This window comes from Bacillus sp. SRI_025, assembly GCF_057592095.1.
In genome coordinates this window covers 12,406-31,177 of the sequence record NZ_JBYEGB010000002.1, presented here as the reverse complement: position 1 = coordinate 31,177, position 18,772 = coordinate 12,406, and the positions used below count along the sequence as shown (strand labels likewise).

At 41.8% G+C, this 18,772-nt stretch carries 25 protein-coding genes; 10 read left to right on the top strand and 15 right to left on the bottom strand.

Annotation, left to right across the window (positions count from 1 at the left end; all coding sequences use genetic code 11):
* The first annotated feature begins 148 nt into the window (after nt 1-148).
* Complete coding sequence (gene pckA / locus AC20OE_RS05010) at nt 149-1,735, top strand: phosphoenolpyruvate carboxykinase (ATP) (RefSeq protein ID WP_039180849.1); 1,587 nt, start codon at nt 149-151, stop codon at nt 1,733-1,735.
* Between the two features lie 41 nt (nt 1,736-1,776).
* Here the strand turns inward: pckA and AC20OE_RS05005 are convergent, their stop codons facing one another.
* Genes AC20OE_RS05005 through AC20OE_RS04980 form a run of 6 tightly spaced genes read right to left on the bottom strand, consistent with a single transcriptional unit; the run spans nt 1,777 to nt 6,913 of the window.
* Nucleotides 1,777-2,019, bottom strand: coding sequence for a DUF2584 domain-containing protein (locus tag AC20OE_RS05005; protein WP_025092385.1), 243 nt, complete (start codon nt 2,017-2,019; stop codon nt 1,777-1,779).
* A 39-nt stretch (nt 2,020-2,058) separates the two neighbouring features.
* Nucleotides 2,059-2,853 (bottom strand): alpha/beta hydrolase family protein, encoded by a 795-nt coding sequence (locus AC20OE_RS05000; protein ID WP_064497790.1) that lies wholly within the window; start codon nt 2,851-2,853, stop codon nt 2,059-2,061.
* Between the two features lie 26 nt (nt 2,854-2,879).
* Nucleotides 2,880-4,361 carry a phytoene desaturase family protein gene (locus AC20OE_RS04995; protein ID WP_487268597.1) on the bottom strand — a complete coding sequence of 494 codons (1,482 nt, stop codon included), beginning with the start codon at nt 4,359-4,361 and terminating at the stop codon, nt 2,880-2,882.
* A complete protein-coding gene (locus AC20OE_RS04990; protein ID WP_487268595.1) occupies nt 4,358-5,485 on the bottom strand; it encodes a glycosyltransferase family 2 protein in 1,128 nt (375 codons plus the stop codon). The genes AC20OE_RS04995 and AC20OE_RS04990 overlap by 4 nt, the downstream gene beginning before the upstream one ends.
* Nucleotides 5,470-6,216, bottom strand: coding sequence for a lysophospholipid acyltransferase family protein (locus AC20OE_RS04985; RefSeq protein WP_487268593.1), 747 nt, complete (start codon nt 6,214-6,216; stop codon nt 5,470-5,472). The genes AC20OE_RS04990 and AC20OE_RS04985 overlap by 16 nt, the downstream gene beginning before the upstream one ends.
* Nucleotides 6,185-6,913: a carotenoid biosynthesis protein gene (locus tag AC20OE_RS04980; RefSeq protein ID WP_251180626.1), complete on the bottom strand. Its 729-nt coding sequence runs from the start codon at nt 6,911-6,913 to the stop codon at nt 6,185-6,187. The genes AC20OE_RS04985 and AC20OE_RS04980 overlap by 32 nt, the downstream gene beginning before the upstream one ends.
* Before the next feature lie 174 nt (nt 6,914-7,087).
* On the opposite strand from AC20OE_RS04980, the gene AC20OE_RS04975 reads away from it, so the two are divergent.
* The 3 genes from AC20OE_RS04975 to AC20OE_RS04965 are packed head-to-tail and all read left to right on the top strand — an operon-like array spanning nt 7,088 to nt 9,656.
* A complete protein-coding gene (locus AC20OE_RS04975) occupies nt 7,088-8,089 on the top strand; it encodes an ABC transporter substrate-binding protein (RefSeq protein WP_099663579.1) in 1,002 nt (333 codons plus the stop codon).
* A 15-nt stretch (nt 8,090-8,104) separates the two neighbouring features.
* Nucleotides 8,105-8,875: an ABC transporter ATP-binding protein gene (locus tag AC20OE_RS04970; RefSeq protein WP_039180871.1), complete on the top strand. Its 771-nt coding sequence runs from the start codon at nt 8,105-8,107 to the stop codon at nt 8,873-8,875.
* 34 nt (nt 8,876-8,909) lie between these two features.
* Nucleotides 8,910-9,656, top strand: a complete 747-nt coding sequence (locus AC20OE_RS04965; RefSeq protein WP_369810477.1) for an ABC transporter permease — start codon at nt 8,910-8,912, stop codon at nt 9,654-9,656.
* 32 nt (nt 9,657-9,688) lie between these two features.
* On the opposite strand, the gene ytkD is transcribed toward AC20OE_RS04965, so the two are convergent.
* A complete protein-coding gene (gene ytkD / locus AC20OE_RS04960) occupies nt 9,689-10,165 on the bottom strand; it encodes an RNA deprotection pyrophosphohydrolase (protein WP_039180876.1) in 477 nt (158 codons plus the stop codon).
* Nucleotides 10,166-10,413: 248 nt separating this feature from the next.
* Between ytkD and AC20OE_RS04955 the strand changes: the two genes are divergently transcribed.
* Both AC20OE_RS04955 and AC20OE_RS04950 read left to right on the top strand, forming a co-directional pair.
* The gene (locus AC20OE_RS04955) at nt 10,414-11,025 is read left to right on the top strand and encodes a TerD family protein (protein ID WP_257218409.1); all 612 of its coding nucleotides are present in this window, start codon (nt 10,414-10,416) and stop codon (nt 11,023-11,025) included.
* Nucleotides 11,026-11,047: 22 nt separating this feature from the next.
* The gene (locus AC20OE_RS04950) at nt 11,048-11,833 is read left to right on the top strand and encodes an AIM24 family protein (RefSeq protein ID WP_099663581.1); all 786 of its coding nucleotides are present in this window, start codon (nt 11,048-11,050) and stop codon (nt 11,831-11,833) included.
* A 28-nt stretch (nt 11,834-11,861) separates the two neighbouring features.
* Here the strand turns inward: AC20OE_RS04950 and AC20OE_RS04945 are convergent, their stop codons facing one another.
* The 4 genes from AC20OE_RS04945 to AC20OE_RS04930 form a co-directional block, all read right to left on the bottom strand.
* Complete coding sequence (locus AC20OE_RS04945) at nt 11,862-12,170, bottom strand: hypothetical protein (RefSeq protein WP_024425787.1); 309 nt, start codon at nt 12,168-12,170, stop codon at nt 11,862-11,864.
* 43 nt (nt 12,171-12,213) lie between these two features.
* Nucleotides 12,214-12,618 (bottom strand): phage holin family protein, encoded by a 405-nt coding sequence (locus AC20OE_RS04940; protein ID WP_034279395.1) that lies wholly within the window; start codon nt 12,616-12,618, stop codon nt 12,214-12,216.
* 135 nt (nt 12,619-12,753) lie between these two features.
* A complete protein-coding gene (locus AC20OE_RS04935; protein WP_024424925.1) occupies nt 12,754-12,945 on the bottom strand; it encodes a hypothetical protein in 192 nt (63 codons plus the stop codon).
* A 127-nt stretch (nt 12,946-13,072) separates the two neighbouring features.
* Nucleotides 13,073-13,510 (bottom strand): Dps family protein, encoded by a 438-nt coding sequence (locus AC20OE_RS04930; RefSeq protein WP_039180885.1) that lies wholly within the window; start codon nt 13,508-13,510, stop codon nt 13,073-13,075.
* 131 nt (nt 13,511-13,641) lie between these two features.
* Between AC20OE_RS04930 and ytzI the strand changes: the two genes are divergently transcribed.
* Complete coding sequence (gene ytzI, locus AC20OE_RS04925; protein WP_059375225.1) at nt 13,642-13,788, top strand: YtzI protein; 147 nt, start codon at nt 13,642-13,644, stop codon at nt 13,786-13,788.
* Nucleotides 13,789-13,796: 8 nt separating this feature from the next.
* Here ytzI and AC20OE_RS04920 read toward each other — a convergent pair whose 3' ends face one another.
* On the bottom strand, nt 13,797-14,234 hold the full coding sequence (locus AC20OE_RS04920; protein WP_059375222.1) for a FixH family protein: 438 nt from the start codon (nt 14,232-14,234) through the stop codon (nt 13,797-13,799).
* 118 nt (nt 14,235-14,352) lie between these two features.
* A complete protein-coding gene (locus AC20OE_RS04915; RefSeq protein ID WP_003217624.1) occupies nt 14,353-14,826 on the bottom strand; it encodes an S-ribosylhomocysteine lyase in 474 nt (157 codons plus the stop codon).
* 126 nt (nt 14,827-14,952) lie between these two features.
* Here AC20OE_RS04915 and yidD point away from each other — a divergent pair, with 126 nt between their 5' ends.
* On the top strand, nt 14,953-15,177 hold the full coding sequence (gene yidD, locus AC20OE_RS04910; protein WP_041107381.1) for a membrane protein insertion efficiency factor YidD: 225 nt from the start codon (nt 14,953-14,955) through the stop codon (nt 15,175-15,177).
* A 1-nt stretch (nt 15,178) separates the two neighbouring features.
* Here yidD and AC20OE_RS04905 read toward each other — a convergent pair whose 3' ends face one another.
* A complete protein-coding gene (locus tag AC20OE_RS04905; protein WP_024424929.1) occupies nt 15,179-15,745 on the bottom strand; it encodes a beta-class carbonic anhydrase in 567 nt (188 codons plus the stop codon).
* 214 nt (nt 15,746-15,959) lie between these two features.
* On the opposite strand from AC20OE_RS04905, the gene AC20OE_RS04900 reads away from it, so the two are divergent.
* Entirely contained in the window at nt 15,960-16,943 is a 984-nt protein-coding gene (locus AC20OE_RS04900; protein WP_047203536.1) for a metal ABC transporter solute-binding protein, Zn/Mn family, read from the top strand.
* 77 nt (nt 16,944-17,020) lie between these two features.
* Here AC20OE_RS04900 and AC20OE_RS04895 read toward each other — a convergent pair whose 3' ends face one another.
* Nucleotides 17,021-17,263 carry a type B 50S ribosomal protein L31 gene (locus tag AC20OE_RS04895; protein WP_034665302.1) on the bottom strand — a complete coding sequence of 81 codons (243 nt, stop codon included), beginning with the start codon at nt 17,261-17,263 and terminating at the stop codon, nt 17,021-17,023.
* 176 nt (nt 17,264-17,439) lie between these two features.
* Here AC20OE_RS04895 and AC20OE_RS04890 point away from each other — a divergent pair, with 176 nt between their 5' ends.
* On the top strand, nt 17,440-18,771 hold the full coding sequence (locus AC20OE_RS04890; RefSeq protein WP_039180899.1) for a cytochrome ubiquinol oxidase subunit I: 1,332 nt from the start codon (nt 17,440-17,442) through the stop codon (nt 18,769-18,771).
* Nucleotide 18,772 lies beyond the last annotated feature (1 nt).

The window sequence follows — 18,772 nt, the reverse complement described above, 5'->3', positions numbered from 1 at the left end:
TCCTCACCATTAGCATCACCAAAAAGCATATTTTCATAGCAGAAATGAAAAAACACACACAAAAATTTTTAAATAGTATAGACTATTATTATTAATGTGTTATACTAATCGAAACAAACAAATTCAACGGTAAAGGAAGGGTTTTTTTATGAACTCAGTGGATTTAAAAGAAGATTTGCAGTCATTGCTCTCATTAGAAAATACGCACCAAAATTTATCTGTTCCGAAACTTGTTGAAAAGATTTTGGCACGTAATGAAGGCGTTTTAACATCAACAGGAGCTGTCCGCGCGACAACTGGAGCCTACACAGGACGTTCACCTAAAGATAAATTTATCGTCAAAGAAGAAAGCTCTGAGCATAAAATCGATTGGGGTCAAGTCAACCAGCCGATCTCCAAAGAAGCATTTGACCGTTTATATACAAAGGTTGTGTCATACTTAAAAGAACGTGATGAACTATTCGTCTTTGAAGGGTTTGCAGGCGCTGATGAAAGATATCGTATGCCGATTACAGTTGTAAACGAATTCGCATGGCACAATCTTTTTGCCAAGCAGCTATTTATCAGACCTGACGGGTCAACACCTTCTTCAAACGAAAAACCTTTCACCATCTTATCTGCACCGCACTTCAAAGCAGATCCTGCAACAGATGGCACAAACTCTGAAACGTTTATCATCGTTTCTTTTGAAAAACGCACGATTCTTATCGGTGGAACAGAATATGCAGGAGAAATGAAAAAGTCCATTTTCTCTGTGATGAACTACTTGCTTCCTGAGCAAGATATTTTATCCATGCACTGCTCAGCAAACGTAGGTCAAGAAGGCGATGTAGCCTTATTCTTTGGACTTTCAGGTACTGGGAAAACGACGCTTTCTGCAAGCGCAAGCCGCAAGCTGATCGGAGACGATGAACACGGCTGGTCTGGCACAGGGGTCTTTAATATCGAGGGCGGATGCTATGCGAAATGTGTGAACTTAAGTGAAGAAAAAGAACCACAGATCTACAAAGCGATCAGCTTCGGATCAGTTCTTGAAAACGTTGTGCTTGATGAAGAAACACGTGAAGCGGATTACGATGATACATTCTTTACTGAAAATACACGCGCTGCTTACCCAATCGAAATGATTGATAACATCGTGAAACCAAGTATCGCAGGACATCCATCTGCCATTGTCTTCTTAACAGCTGATGCGTTTGGCGTCTTACCTCCAATCAGCCGTTTAACAAAAGAACAGGCAATGTACCATTTCTTGAGCGGGTACACAAGTAAATTAGCTGGAACTGAGCGCGGTGTCACATCACCAGAAACGACATTCTCAACTTGCTTCGGTTCACCATTCCTCCCGCTTCCAGCTCACGTCTATGCTGAAATGCTCGGCAAAAAGATTGATGAGCACGGTGCTAAAGTATTCCTTGTGAATACAGGCTGGACTGGCGGAGGCTATGGTACAGGCAAACGAATGAATCTCGCTCATACAAGAGCAATGGTTCAGGCAGCAATCGAAGGTGACCTTGACAATGCTGAAATGATTACTGATGACATCTTCGGATTACACATCCCGCTTCATATTCCTGGTGTACCAGATGAAGTGCTTCAACCTGCTAAAACATGGGATGATCAAAAGGCTTATCAAGAAAAAGCACACTTCCTTGCCAATGAATTTAAAAAGAACTTCCAAAAATTCAGTCACGCGGCAAGTGACATTGAAGCCAAAGGCGGACCACTCGTATAACCAAATGAAAAAAGCTGAGGAGATTCAATCCCTCAGCTTTTTTAGTTTGTTGAATGCAATGACACAAGACGGTACGTCACCTTCGTGACATTGTCTGTCAGCTCCAGCTTTTCAACATGTGCTGTCCCAGTTTTTTCTCCGTCTTTCGTTTTGCGCACCTCAAGTGGAATATTTAACGGATAAATGCGGTATCCATCCTTCATGAGTTCAAATACATTTTCTTCAATTCTTGTCTCTTTTCCCTTTGTGACAATCATTGTATTAAATTCAACAGGCATTCCCATAATGAAAATCCCCCTACTTTCTATATTTCGTTATAATGCTTATTTTAACACATTTCCGCTTTTTCGGCTGTGCATCCATGTGGTCAGCCTTCTCACAATTTCTCGATTATGCTGCGGCGGGAAATAGTGGTTGTATCCATGGAAATACCACGTCTCCACAGACTTCCCGTGCTGGCGCAGTGCATCTTCTAACAAATATGCATGCTCAATCGAAACATTTTGGTCCTCTTCTCCGTGGATGATAAGGACAGGTGCTTCAATTTTATCCACATCATTTAAAGGGGTTCTGTTTTCATATGCCTCTGGCACCTTATGCGGCGGACCGCCAATCACACGTTTCATCATCCGTCTCATATCCACACGCTCTTCATAAGTCAGTTTCATGTCACTGACGCCTCCCCATGTGACAAAGGAAGCCGCCTCCTGTTTCATTTCTACAGCGGTCCAGATGCCCATAATACCGCCTCGCGAAAAACCAAAGATATGAATGCGATCCTTCTTCACTTTTTTGTGCTGCTTTAACAGCTGAAAGGCAGCAAAAGCATCTTTTCGATCTTCTCCGGCAAAATCTTCGTTCCCTTCGCCTCCTTGGTTTCCCCGGTAAAAGGGAGCAAAGACGACAAAACCCTGCGCGGCAAATTGCACAATCCGGCCAGGTCTGACCATCCCCACATTTTTAATGCCGCCTCGTAAGTACAAAAAGCCGTCGTAGAGACCTTCTCCGGCCGGCTCAGCGAGCAGCCCTTTCATCCGAAGTCCATCTGCCTCATAGGTCACTGTATATAAGTGAATATGCGGATGGGGCGACGGAAACCTTCTTTTTTCCACAATCACTCGATTTCTCTCCTTTTCATCTCTGTTTACGTCCATTGCTTCAGCATCGCTTCTGCGACAAGCTGGCCTGATTTTGTCACCATTGGCGTGCCGCCGCCTGGATGACTTGTTCCTCCAACAAACCAAAGTCCTTCAATGTCCTTTGACTGATTATTGATGCGAAAGAACGCCTGTTTGAACGAGTTTGAAGACATGCCATAAATGGCCCCACGATATGCCCCCGTTTTCTGCTGCAGATCGAGCGGAGTTTGAACCGCTTCATATTCGATCAGCTCATCCAAATCAAAAAGCCCTTTTTCCATTAATTTGTTTTTTACATGCTGACGATATGTCTCCTTTAGCATGTCCCAATCTTGCTCTTTTGTCACATAAGGTGCATTGGCCAGTACAAACAGGTTGCTTCTTCCCAGTCCTCCGCTTAAAGCTGGTTCTGAATGACCTGAATAGCATATGTAGAGCGTCGGGTCTTGAGGCAGTTGTTTTTTCTGAAAAATATCTTTGAATTCTTGCTCATAATCCTCAGGGAAAAACACAGTGTGATGAGCGAGCTGTTCATAGACTTTAGGTACACCTAATAAGAGAACAAAGCCCGACAACGACGGTTCAATACCAGCCAGTTTTTGATTTAAAAAACGAGGACGGTCTTTTTCATCTATAAGATGACGGTATACAGTCAGCGCATCTGCTCCTGCAATGACTTGATCTGCCTCATACATCTGCTGATCCGTCTCCACTCCTTTGATCCGCCGATCCTTCACATGAATCTTGTTCACTTGTTCATTGAGGTGAATCTGAACGCCTAATTCTTTTGCCAGTGTCTCAAATGCCTCAACTAAACGATATGTACCGCCTTGTATTCCATAAATCCCTTTCTCCCCTTCTAAATATGCCATCATGTTAAAAATAGCCGGCGCTTCGTAGGGAGAAGAGCCGATATAAGTGGCATACCGACCAAACATCGCCAATGTATGGGGATGACGGAAATATTGACGCAGCAGCCGCTGAACGGATGTGAACGGTTTGACAGCGAGAAGTGCTTTCATCAGCTTTAAATCCGCCTTATCCTTCCAGCTCAATAACAAACGATTTAAAAACTGCTCCTCTGCCTTTTGAAAAAGCGTCTTTGATTCCTGTAAAAATGCGCGGTATTGCTTCGCATCTTCAGGACTGAATGCAGCAATTTGTGATTCCATTTGCTCAATATTCGGCGTAAACTCGACCATATGGCCATCTGAAAAAATATTTTTGGTCAGTGGAGAAATCGGATAGAAGGTCACATAATCCTCCATCCGTCTATGGCAGGATGTAAACACTTCTTCAAAATATGCCTTCATTGTAATGGTACTCGGTCCTAAATCAAAAGAGTAGCCTGCCTCGTGATGGCGCTGCAATTTCCCGCCTAAAGCCGCTTCTTTTTCTAAAATGGTGACCTGAACCCCGCGTGACTGGAGACGGATCGCGGCTGATAATCCGCCAAGTCCGCCGCCGATGATGATCACTTTTTTCATTCGTACCTTCTCCCTTTCCATTCATACCCTTCTTTTTTCAGACCGATTTTCATAGAAGCAAAGCCAATGGCGATCAAGCTTAAAATACTGATCGGCAATATAAAAGCCATCGCAGATGTCCGACCATTTTCAGTATCTATTGCCGCTTTAATCGACACACCCAGCCCATAGCAAAGGATCGCTAAGCATATGCTCAAAACATCCAGCTGAAACAATGCGATCATGAAACAAATGACAGGAACCAAATAAAGGAGGGTGTATAAACAAAAGACACTGCTTAACAAAGCAATGCTTCGATTCACACCTGGGAATAAATTTTTCCGGTAACCTTCCCAAACCTCCTGCCCACTCTCATACATTCTCATATACACAAATGGATGAATGCTTGCAAGTGTGAACGGAAAGCCTTTTTCCTTCACCCGTCTAGCCAAGGCCATATCATCAACTAATGAATCCTTGATCGCTGCATGCCCGCCAATGTCGTGATAACAATTCTTTTCAATGGCAATAAAACCGCCATGTGCTGCGGCAAAAGCGGGGTTCTTAGATTTTCTTACCCATTTCACTGGCAGATGACAGCCAATGGTAAACATCATCATAGGAACCACAAGATGCTCAAAAAATGTACCTGTTTTCTGTTCTGGAAAACCTGACAGCATGCCCGTTTTTTGCATGCATAACTGCTTGTACACTGATTCAACTGCCCCTTTTTTTAACCGGACATCCGCATCTAAAAATAGCAGCCAGTCAGAAGCAGCAGCTTCCGCGAGCTGAGAACAGGCATATGATTTACCAAGCCAGCCGCGCTTTAATGGTTGACCTGACTGGACACGGATCCACGGATATCTTTCTGCAAAGCGTTCCACCATCGCTCTTGTCTGATCTGTCGAATGGTCATCAAGGACGATGAGCTCTTTCGGGTAAAGACGTTGATCAACGATCGACTGAAGACAGGCTTCGATCCGATTTTCCTCATTTCGCGCTGGAATCAGAATTGATAATGAAATCGGTTCACCCGGCGGAAAGGATGCTGGCTTTAAAACAGGAAGCTGCCTCATATTCCATATGGTGAAAATAAACTGACAGAGCAAGAGTACACTGATCACAATTAGGAAGACCGCCATGTTTTCACCCACTTTTTAAAGGAATCAAACGCATCACTTGTTGACTGACTTGTCCTTGTCATCTGTCTAAATTCTTGATTGTTTGAAAAATCAGGATCTGCGATGACCTGTGCTTGATGTGCGTTTAACTGCGTTTCAAGCAGATCTCTGAGCAGATGCGTCACGTCCTTGCTTCGAAGTGCCCCGCCAGATACTAAGGTATCTTCACCAAACAAAGCAGATACTGTCGGCTTTTGAAATTGATTAAATGTATAATGCAAGGTCACAGGCTTCACCACGACTTGCTCAAATTGTCTCACTAAAAATGAAGCCCCGCCCTCTAATTCAAGCGGCCGCATGTCCTGATGCATGATTTTCCCCTGTGGAAAAAGCCATACAGCCCCGCCAGCCTGCATGTTTTCTCTAGCCGTCATTAATGCTTGCTTCACACTTTTCAGATTCTCTTTCTGAACCGGAAAGGCACCTAGCTTACGAAAAAAGGCATATTGCTTCAGCTGCTTCTCTTCCATCATCATATAGTGATCGAGTTCGGACGCTTTTTCTGTTAAAAGAAAAAGGATGAGTCCATCCCACCATGAGCTATGATTGGCGAGATAAAGAACAGGCAGCTTCTCGTTTGGGTCCACAGCGCCTTTCATCATCACGCAGCGAAAATGTTTATGAAGTAAATACAGATCAAGATAAAGAGAAAATATACGTCTAAACGATCGGCTTTTGTCGCTTTCTTTCAAATTGAACCCTTCCTTCACACAAAATAACAATGATCAGTGCTAAATAAAAAATAACCTCGAGCCCGCCCTTTAATGCCAGCACACCAAAAAAGAACACCATTGCCTGATAAATACGGCTCGTCCAGCTCAGAGCCTTTTGATCAATCTGAACAAGCGGGAAGAGAAAGGAAAGTCCTGCTCCAATCATACCCCAGCTCACAAAATTCTCAAAAGGAATACCATAAAAACCACCGCCGTCATACCACACCCAAAATTTCCGTTCAGCTGCTACTGGGTCTAATATGAGGTCAAGCAAGACAATCCATAACCCCGTTTCGACCGCTCGTTTCCACTTCGACTGCTGACTAGATAAAAAAAGACTGTTTAAAAATACTCCAACCCATGCAAAAGCAATGGTTAAAGGCACCCCTGCCACTAGAAAACCTAACGTTGGATAATAGTCATAAGCCCCGAAAGGAAACCCGGTTGTGATCCCAATCCATTCAACCGTAAATGTCAGCACGCCGACAATGGCTGCCCGTTTGATCACCATTCCCCATGATCCATAAATATTTCGCCCAATCTCTATCACACAGCAGGCATACAGCACAAGGAAAATGCCATTTGCAAATTGAAGCCATGCTGGCACCTCAAAAAAGACCATTAATATGAGCCCTATTAAATACCACCCAAGAAATACCCAACTCACTCTATACACGAAACCGCCCCTTTATTTCTTCCAAATTCAAGAAAGTATTCATGCTTCTAGTATAGAAAAAAAGACACGTTCTATAAATAAACAATGCGTTTCTTATTTTCATCTAGGCACTCACCAAAAATCCCTTTTGACATACTTTAATTAGTGATCTAGAACAAAGGAGGCGAATTACTCTTGAATCGTTCCATCAAAGTCAGACTGGCATTCATCGTCGTTGTCCTGCTCTTTATTCCATTTGTCGCCTGTAAAAAAGAACAAGAGCAGACCGTACAAGTAGCCGAGGTGACCCATTCGGTTTTTTATGCTCCGCTATATGTTGCCTTATCTGAGGACTTCTTCAAAGAAGAAGGGCTAGAGGTTGAATTAAAAACGACTTGGGGCGGCGATAAAACGATGACAGCTCTCTTATCCGGTGGTGCAGATATTGCCCTGACCGGTTCTGAATCCTCTATCTATGTAGAGGCTCAAGACTCAAAAGACTCTGTCATCAACTTTGCACAGCTGACACAAACAGACGGTACATTTCTTGTTTCAAGGGAGAAAGTGAGCGAATTCTCTTGGAATCAATTAAAAGGAAAAGACTTTCTTGGACAGCGGAAAGGCGGCATGCCGCAAATGGTCGGTGAATATGTCCTGAAAAAGGAAGGCATTGATGTAAAAAAGGATCTCCGCATGCTTCAAAATATTGATTTTGCCAATATTTCAGGTGCTTTCTCCTCTGGAACTGGCGATTTTGTGCAGTTATTCGAACCGACAGCATCCTTAATTGAAAAAGAAGGCAAAGGGTACATCACCGCCTCCTTTGGAGAGGCTTCCGGAAAGGTGCCTTATACCACCTTCATGGCAAAGAAAAGTTACTTAGAGGAAAACAAAGAGACAGCTGAAGCCTTCACTCGTGCCATTTACAAAGCGCAGAAATGGGTGGAAGCCAAGCAGCCGGAGGAGATTGCCAAAACTATTCAATCTCATTTTCCTGACACAGCACTTGATGTCTTATCAACAGCCATTAAACGCTACAAACAGCAGGAATCCTATGCAACAGACCCCCTTCTGAATGAAGAGGAATGGAACAAATTGCAGGAAATTATGAAGGAGAGCGATGAATTGCCGAAATTTATCCCGTACAAACAACTTGTCGATTCATCCATTGCAAAGAAGGTCACAGAACATAAATAGAATAGGAGGTAGCACATGTCTTTCCTTCAAATTGACCATGTGACCCACACGTACTTCTCTTTAAAAGAAAAAACAACGGCCATACAGCACATCAATATGGAGATAGACCAAGGAGAATTTATTTCATTTATTGGTCCCAGCGGGTGCGGAAAAACCACCCTGCTGTCTATCATTGCAGGAATAACGCCACCCTCTGAAGGCCGAATTTTAATCGAAGGAAAAGAACCGAATCAAAAGGAGCATCAAATCGGCTACATGCTCCAGCAGGATTATTTGTTCCCTTGGAAAACCATCAAGGAAAATATCATTCTCGGATTGAAAATTACCAAACAAGATTCACATGAAGCCACCTCCGCCGCTCTAGGCTTACTGCCTAAGCTTGGCCTTCATGATGTAGAGGAAAAATACCCGAAAGAGCTGTCAGGCGGTATGAGGCAGCGTGCGGCTCTCGCCCGAACGCTTGCAGTGAATCCCGGTCTGCTTTTACTAGATGAACCCTTTTCAGCTCTAGACTACCAAACCAAACTCACTTTAGAGGATCTCGTCTTTCATACACTCAAAAACTATCAAAAAACAGCGGTCCTTGTGACACATGACATTGGCGAAGCCATTGCGATGAGTGACCGCATTTTCTTATTCTCAAAGCATCCTGGCTCGATTCAGCGGATTTTTACCGTTCCAGATGATCTGAGGACTCTTTCTCCTTTCGAAGCAAGACAGACCCAGAGTTTCCAAGAGCTCTTTCAAACGATTTGGAAGGAGCTGAAAACCGTTGAAACACAGTGATCTTTTACATGAAGCCTATCGCAAAAAATACCGAATGGAAAAACGCATGACCCGAATCTATCAGTTCATTATTTTCGCCAGCTTCTTTTCGCTTTGGGAGCTTGCCAGTCATTTTCGTCTCATCGATCCACTGATATTTAGTTCACCATCTGCGGTCTGCCAATTGTTTGTACAAAAAATATCCGATGGGTCTTTAGTGAATCATATGAGTATTACATTATTTGAAACAGTACTCGGATTTCTACTTGGTACCTTTTGCGGTATTTTGCTTGCTGCCGCCTTATGGTGGTCCACCCGCCTGGCAAACGTTCTTGATCCTTATTTAGTCATTTTAAATGCCATGCCAAAAGTTGCCCTCGCCCCGATTTTAATTGTTGCCCTTGGGCCTGGCATGATCAGCATCGTTGCCATGGGCGCAATCATTAGTGTGATCATTACGACGATCGTCATTTATACAGCCTTTCAAGAGGTCGATGAGAATTATTTAAAGGTGATGAAAACCTTTGGTGCGAAAAAAAGCGTCGTCTTTCGCGAGGTCATTTTGCCAGCTAGTATTCCAACGATGATTTCTGCGATCAAAGTCAATGTCGGCCTTTCTTGGGTTGGAGTTATTGTAGGGGAATTTCTTGTTTCCTCAAAAGGGCTCGGCTACATGATCATTTACGGCTTTCAAGTCTTTAACTTTACACTCGTGTTCTTAAGTCTTTTCATTATTGCTGTGTTTGCGACTATCATGTACCAGCTTGTGGAATGGCTCGAACGCCGCTTTCTTCAAAAATAAAAAAGCACAGGGAATGTCTCCCTGCGCTTTTTTTAACGAATCAAACCGTTTTTTTCTAAATAAGCAAGACTTTGTCTTAACACATCATCTTTCATAATAAAACTGAAATTCTTATTTTTTGCGATGGATCTTGGCAAGTCTGCGAAAAGAACGGGTCCTTTCGTTTCAAAATACGTGTCTTGCTTCACTAGCTTTTCAATATCAGCGAAATAAATATTCTTGACAATGACCTTTTCTCTGCCCAGCACCTGATATTGACCAATATACGTTAATTCACGAACAACAGCACCCGTCTCTTCTTGAATCTCCCGTATAGCGGCTTGGTCTGCTTCTTCATCCGGCTCAACTTTCCCTCCTGGAAACTCATAGCCCCGATCCTCATGTTCAGTGAGCAGCCATTTCCCTTGGTAGCGGCAGATGGCCCAAACATGCTTAGGATGACTTGAAAAAGGCTTCCCCTCAAAAGAGAGCTTGACCGTATTATGATAATAGTCTTTAAATACATGCATGTGAAATCCCTCATATCCTGTCCTTGCTTCTTGTAAAACATCATACCACAGATCACATTTATCTGAAGAATTTTTATCAAAAGTGAAACAAACGAGTGGTTCCAACTCGTCTGTATCTAAAATGAGGTATTGTTGCTAAAACCTTTTTATCATCTCCAACTTCACCCAATTTTAATCATGAAACCTTTTATCCCTATATGACGTAAATGAATCAGTGTTTGTCCTATGACAACGAGGAGGAAATCAGCATGAGTATAAAAAATGGGTCAAAACAAGACGCACCCCATGAGGTGATCAAGAAACACCTTCTGAAAGGGCAAAAGTTAGATTTAACAAAAGACAATCCAGCGGTCGACCAAATTCATATCGGGCTTGGCTGGGACCTGGCCGGTCAGCCAATTGATTTAGATACGCAAGTGTTTCTATTAAATAAAGAGGACAAACTGTTGTCTCCTAAGCATCTGATCTATTATCACCAGCAGCAAAGCTTAGACGGAGCTGTTCGTCATCTTGGCGATCATCAAGTTGGCGGAGGGTATCGAGACAACGAAATGATTATTATGCAATTAAGCAGAGTCTCACCTGATATTCATAAAATTGTCGTCACAGCCACAATACATGATGCACACGAACGCCAGCATCATTTTGGACAAGTCACTAATGCCTATGTGCGCCTTACTGATCAAATCTCACAGCAAGAGATTTGTACCTTTCAGTTAACAGAAGATTATTCGTATTGTACATCCATTATATGCGCAGAACTCACGAGAGATCAGGAGGAATGGAAAATCACTGCAACCGGGCAAGGGACTACTCTAGATTTACATGATTTATGCCGCATCTATGGATTCATATCTTGACGCAGGAAAGGAGCCGGCACCCATGGGATTTCATTTCGTCACAATAGAAGAACTTACCTTACAAGCAGAAGGCAGCGGAATCTTTTTTGCCAAAAAGGGCGCAATGATTGCCGATCAAGGAAGTTTCCAATACCGCAAGCGATTACTTGGAACGAATAAAGGAAATATGGTCAGCCAAGTATTTAACCATATCAGCAGGAAATTCACAGGTGAAAACCTTGAGATGATGGAAGTGAGTGGACAAGGTACTTGCTATCTGGCTGATTCAAGCGAGCATGTAACAGTGATTAATCTTGAGCCAAGCGGTCCTTGGCAGCATGTAAGTGTAGAAAGTGAAGATTTACTTGCCTTTACTGAGGAATGCCATTACGGTGTCACACCAGTAGGCGTTGGTATTTTATCGCAGAAAGGACTGTTTACATCAAAACTCTCTTATCAAGGGCACGGAGCGCAGGTCGCCATCAAAACGAATGGAAATCCGCTCATTTTAAAAGCCCCCTGCCGTGTAGACCCTGACGCAATTGTCGCTTGGACGGGCAAAGCACCAAAGGTCAAATTAGATGTGAACTGGAAAACTTTCATCGGACAAACATCTGGTGAATCCTATTTATTTGAGTTCCAGGAACAAGATCAAATCGTCATTATCCAGCCATTTGAGCGCACATCTGGGTTACGGGTTGGCTTAGATGATAATCGCTATAAGCCTCAGAGCCAGAGCTCTTCTCAGGAATTCACCAATTCACAGCAAGAAAATAGAGGCGGCGGGATCAGTGATCTGATCGGAGGCATTTTACAACCGCGAAAATAAAGCATGTAGAGATTCTCTACATGCTTTTTCAATTCATCAAACCATTTGTCTCAATAAAGCTCCTTGTCTCTTCATTGCCGAGCTCATAAATCATTGTGTAAATCTCTTTTCTTTTTCTATCCATTTCATCATTTGGACTATCATAATGATATTCAAGAAACGGAACATGTGCCCGAAAGAAGCCTTTCCAATCTGTCATATACTGTTCATCGAAATAGTCTCTAAGCTGCAAAATTTGATCATCATCTGCTTCTATTTGAAATTGCCAAGCCGCTGCATCTCTATGCTGCGATATCGATCCATCTTGTACGGATACATAGTATGTGTGTCTCGCCATCTGAATCATCCTTTTTCCTTTAGTATGACCAGATATGAGGAAATTACGGCTTTTTGCGCAATTTATTTTTCAACATGTCCAATACATCAATAAACAACTGTGGAATGGGAACTCCAAGGGCTCTGGCTGTCGAGACGATTTGGTAAGATTCATAAATAATATAAAAGATGATCGCTAAATCCTTAATCGTCCCATTTGTCTTCAGCATGACATCGAAGAAATGCGCCATCGATATTAAGGAGACTGTCACAATCTTTCGAACAAGCCGCGTAAAAAACCGCTTCATTGTGAGCTGTCCAGTCAAAGATTCTCTTAGGCTTGAACAAATTAATTCAATAGCCATCAACGTTACTAAAATCATCAATAAATATCCTGCTCCACCAAACAGAAAGCCCATCGCCGACAAACTCACTGTAACCAACGAAAAGATGCCTAAATCCTTGCTCACTTGGCATCAACATCCTTTCAAAGTGGAACTCCTTACCTCAATAGTATATGCAGGATTTTCGCAATAGCTTGGACGACAAAAAATAAAGGCGCTTTCTTTTGACAAGAAAAAGCCGCCTTGCGCGGCGGCTACTTCCTAGACCCTAACATCAATAAAGCTTGCATCTGAATCCTTTGGCTGAACAGCTTGAGGCTGCTGCTGCACTTGATCCAGCATCACCATAGCTTGTGCTGTATTTGTAGCAAGCTGTGAATTCAACAAACTAATATTGAGTGTCTTTTGAATGCTCGCTACTTGCTGACTCATCATTCCTGCAATAGAAGACATCTTCTTCCCTCCCTTCTCTTTTCTCTTCGGCTGAAAGCCCTATGATTTCAATGGGCTGTCTGTCCCGATTCCAATAAAAAAAGAATGTCGATCGATATATGACCGACATTCTTTTCCCATACGTGTATTATCCTAAATATGCTTTAAGCATCCAGTTGTGTTTTTCAATGGATTGATGAATCGCAAGCAGCATATCACCTGTTGTTTCATCGCCAACCTCTGCAGCCAGCTCCATTCCTTTCTTTAATTCCTCAGCGATATTAGAGAAATCATCATATAGATTTTTCACCATTTGCTCCGCTGATTCTTTGCCTTCTGCTTCTTGAATGCTGGAAATTTCTAAGCACTCTTTCATTGTCGCAACAGGCTGTCCATTTAAAGCAAGCATACGCTCAGCCAAATCATCAATATATGTAGCTGTTTCTGTATATAGTTCCTCAAATTTCTCATGGAGTGTAAAGAAATCTTTCCCCTTTACATACCAATGATAGTTATGTAATTTCACGTAAAGCACAGTCCAATCAGCTACTTGTTTATTGACAACGTTTAATAAATTTTCAGACATGTTTATTCCTCCTTATGTAATTGCGTTTAGTATGAGAATACCCTTTTCTTATTATACTGAAACCTGCCGTCAATTTCTTCTATTTTGACTGCATGAAATATATGTTAATATGGAAATAAGGAGGGAGTTAGATGCTGTTACTTGGGATTATCAGCTTTATCATTATCTCAATCGTTGTCTTTTTATCATTATGGACGACATCGAAGGCTTATGAATATAAGCATAAAGTCGATTCACCACAAGATACTGAACCAAACCAACGTCCTAATCCAAAATGAAACCGCTTTTAATGATGTGAGGTTTCTTCATCTTCAGTAGATGAACTCTCTTTTTTCACCTCACCTACGTGGATGTTCGTTTTCGGCATATTATGCTGCTGTTTAGCTGTCACATGGACTTGTATGATATAAAGGCCATCTTTTTTGAAGGCTGTGTGCAATTCGTATACACCTTTGTTTTCCTTCTTTGGCTGAATCATCTTGCTGTTATCCTTGTCGCCATCTTTCCACACTTCAAATTGAACATCATCTGCATCATCAACAGGCGTATCACCGTATGTGACAGCTGCTTTTACTATAACGCTTTCATTTTTCTCCACTTGCTCAGGACCTGTGAGCTTTACTTCTAATAACTCAGGCACTTCCCCTTTTCCGCTGTTTGCTGCAGAGTTTCCACATGCACTTAATAACGTGAGCATCAGAATTATTCCCAACATTTTTCGCATCGTGCGTTTCCCCCTTCTTTTACTGACATGTCCATTTTAACAAATATCCCCTATTTTGACATCACTGTTGGAATTCAAATAAAAAACCGGACATCTAAATGTCCGGTTCATCATTCTATTAACCAAATACTTTTAAAAGCTCTTCTTGATCCTGAGAAAGCCAGAAACGCATTAAACGTTTTGCTCCTTCAAGATCATGAAGCTTCGCTTGGCCGCATTGTTCTTCGTTTGCAGCAGGAATTTCTGTTACTTCAACTGCATCCTTGAATGTTGCATCAAGAAGTTCAACGATTTCTTTTGGAGTTGGTGCACCACTGACAACTAAATAGTAGCCTGTCTGGCAGCCCATTGGAGAAATATCGATGATATCAAAATGGTCATATTTCTCTGAGTGTGTTCTAATATTAAACGCAAGCAAATGCTCTAATGTATGAATCGTATCAGGTTTCATCGCCTGCTTGTTAGGCTGACAAAAACGAATATCAAATTTATTTACTTCCCCATCTGATCCCACTTTATGAACGCCGCAATGACGAACGTATGGCGCTTTTACAGCATTATGATCAAGTTCAAAGCTTTCAACTGAAGGCATAATCACCACTCCTATAATTGCAATTTCCTATATTATAACATATTTCTCCGACCAGTTTAGTATATAAAACTTTCCTTCCTTGTCCTTTTTTCTTATACTGTGGAAGACAGACAAGGAGGAACCTCTATGAAACAAATTTTTATCGGCATGATACGCTTTTATCAAAAATGTATTTCCCCACTTACACCGCCAAGCTGCCGGTTTTATCCAACATGCTCAAACTATGGACTTGAGGCGATCAAAACGCATGGCGCGATCAAGGGCGGCTGGCTGACCATAAAACGGATTTTGAAATGTCATCCGCTTCACCCTGGCGGCATCGATCCTGTTCCGCCTAAAAAGGAAAAGTAACTTACTTTTCTTCATATCCGTTGACAACTAAGTCAAGCTTCCCTGTTCCAGGGTCAATGACAAGCCCATGTACAGGTACATCTGATGGAAGAAGCGGGTGATTTTTTACAACAGACACACTGTCCTTCACGCTCTCTTCAACTGAACTAAAGCTTTTGAGCCACTGTTTAAAATCAATTCCTGAGTATTCCAGTACTTCAATACGCTTTTCTGGAATACCACGCTCAACGGCTTTATTTAAAAGTGTCTGGCTATCAATTTTGCTCATCCCGCAATCATGATGCCCAATGACATATACCTCGTCAGCATTTAATTCATACACAGCAACTAAAATGCTTCGCATAATACTTCCAAATGGATGAGAAACAAGCGCTCCAGCACTTTTGACAATCTTAATATCGCCATTTTTCATGTTCATTGCACGCGGAAGCAGTTCAACAAGTCTTGTATCCATACACGATAGAATGACAGCTTTTTTCTGTGGAAACTTTGTTGTTGTAAATTCTTCGTATTTCTTTTCTTCAATAAATTGTTGATTATATTCGATGATTTCATCTAAAAGTTTCATACGTTTGTCCATTCCTTTATCTTTTTTTAAAAATAAATATAGCACAATGTAAGAAATTTCGTCACGTTTTGCAGCTTATTTTTTTAGAGGAAACATCTGCTGACGAAAATTTTTTATTTTCCCCTTTTCAAATCGTAATTATTACGATACAATAACTCAGGACATTAAATCGTAATCATTTCTATCTATTAGATTGAGAGGAGACATTTACTACATGAAAAAAATCTTTTTTATTTTAACAGCTGCTTTATTCGCGATCGGCCTTGCCGCGTGCTCAAGCAGTGCGGGCACTAATGCTTCAAAAGGAAAGGCAGACGGGAAACTAATCATTTACACCACGATCTTCCCAATTCAAGATTTCACTGAAAAGATAGGCGGCTCTCACGTTCATGCTCAGAGCGTGTATCCTGCCAATGCAGATGCACACAGTTTTGAACCAAGTTCGAAAACGATGGTTGAAATGGCTGAAGGTGATGCCTTTATCTACAGCGGCACAGGGGCTGAAGCATTCGCAGACAAAACTGCTGCCACATTAAAAGACCAAGGTGTGAAAACAGTCAAAGCAGCCGAAGGCATCAAATTGTTATCGACAAATGAAGAACATGCACATGAAGAAGGCGAAGATCACGATCATGAAGGTGAAGACCACGACCATGACGGGCACGATCACGGAGATAAAGACCCTCATGCATGGTTAGACCCAGTTTATGCGCAGCAAATGGCGAAAAACATTAAAGACACACTCGTCTCATTAGATCCAGATCATAAAAAAGAATACACAAAAAACTATGAAAATCTAAAAAAAGATTTACAATCCCTAGATCAAGAATTCAAAACAACGTTATCTAAAGCCAAACATAAAGAAATTCTTGTTTCCCACGCAGCTTATGGTTATTGGGAAAAGCGCTATGGCATTGAGCAAATCAGCGTTTTAGGATTATCTGCTTCCGAAGAGCCTTCACAAAAGCAGCTCGAAAACATTGTACAAAAAGCGGAAAAGCATCACATTCAATACGTTATTTTTGAAAACAACGTCAGCAGCAAAGTATCAGATACGATCCGCAGTGAAATTGGGGCAAAAAGCTTAACCCTTAAAAATCTAGAATCCATTACTGAAGATGATGCCAAAAATGGCGAAAGCTACGTCAGCTTAATGAAACAAAACTTAAAGACCTTAAACACCGCTTTAAATGATTAATGTTTTGAACCCCGGGCTTTATCAGCCGGGGTTTTTTGCTGTAAAAAAGCACACCGTTATCAGGCGTGCTTTTTTGATTACATTTGATATTTTTTCTTAAACAGCTCGGCTCTTCCGCCTTTTTCTCCGAATTTTTGGCGTCCTGTATAAAAAGGATGCGTATCAGAGCTTGTTTCTACTTTAATGACAGGATACGTTTTCCCATCTTCCCACTCTACTGTCTCATTTGATGTCTTTGTTGATTTACTCAAGAAGCGGTAACCGCTGTTTACGTCCATAAATACAACTTCATGTGAGGTTGGATGAATATCTCTTTTCAATGTCAAAACTCCTTTCGTTATCAAAACGTAATGATTACGTTTTATAATTATATTCTACTCCCTCTTATACAACTTGTCAAAAAACAAGCTTTCTTAGTCAGGAAGAATAATCTAAAAATGGTGGAGAATAATAAGCATCATGAAAAAGAGAAGCGATAAGAAAGGCGGAGAAAAAATTGACTGATCTCGTTTTAGCTAGAAGCCTGTTCGGCACAACCATGGGCTTTCATATTATTTATGCCTCGCTTGGCGTTGGCATCCCGCTAATGATTTTGTTAGCTGAACTCATCTTTCAAAAAACAAAGGACCCGCATTATGCCATCATGGCCAAGCGATGGACAAAAGCACAAGCTGTTCTATTAGGGGTCGCCATCCCAACAGGTACTATTGCTGGTACGCAGCTTGCCCTTTTATGGCCAGGTTTTATGGAGGTTATCGGAAAAGTCATGTCACTGCCATTCCAGATTGAAATCTATGCGTTCTTTATAGAAGCATTATTTATGTCTATTTATGTGTACGCAGCGGATCGCCTATCAAATGCAATGCGCATCATTACGGTTATTTTTATCGTCATTGGTGCAGCTGCATCAGCGATTCTGATTACAAACGTACATGCTTTTGAAGGGACACCTGCTGGCTTTCAGATGGTGAATGGAGAAATCACAAACATCGAGCCTTGGAAGGCCTTTTTCAATCCAAGCTTTGCTGTGACTGCTACACATGTTGTGCTGTCTGCTTTTACAACAGGTGCTTTTGTCATTGCTTCCGTTGCAGCTTTTAAAATGCTCAAAACTAAAAAAAATGAGAAGCTCTATACATTTCATCGAAAAGCCCTTTTTCTTGGACTCATTGTAGGAGGACTTTTCTCTTTTCTCACAGCCTTAAATGGCCACGAATCTGCTCAGCTTCTGTATGAATATCAGCCTGAAAAGCTGGCTGGAGCTGAAGGTTTATTTGAAACGCAATCACATGCGCCTCTTGCAATAGGTGGTTTTACGGATGCTGATGCGCAGGAAATTAAAGGTGCGATCGAAATTCCTTGGGCGCTTAGTTTTCTCGCAGGAAATAGCTTCGATACGGTGGTCAAAGGTTTAAATGATTTTCCCCGTGACGAGTGGCCGCCTTTATTTATACACACATTATTTAACGGCATGGTCATTATTGGATCGGTGCTCATTCTATTTGCGGTATTAGCACTGCTTTATCGTAAAATTTTAAAACGGGAAAAATTCCCGAAGTGGCTTCTTTTTCTTTACTTATTCGGCGGGCCTCTTAGTCTTTTGGCTATTGAATTTGGCTGGATCTTTGCATGTACAGGCCGTCAGCCATGGGTCATTTATCGAATGCTCAAAACCTCAGAGGTTGTCACATCATCTGGCTCGATCGGGACACTTTTTATCCTTTTTGCCATTGTCTATCTCATCTTAGGCATAGCAACTGTTATTGTGCTGACGTACTACTTTAGAAAACATACGATTGAAGAAGACCTACGGTTAACAGAATCTTAAA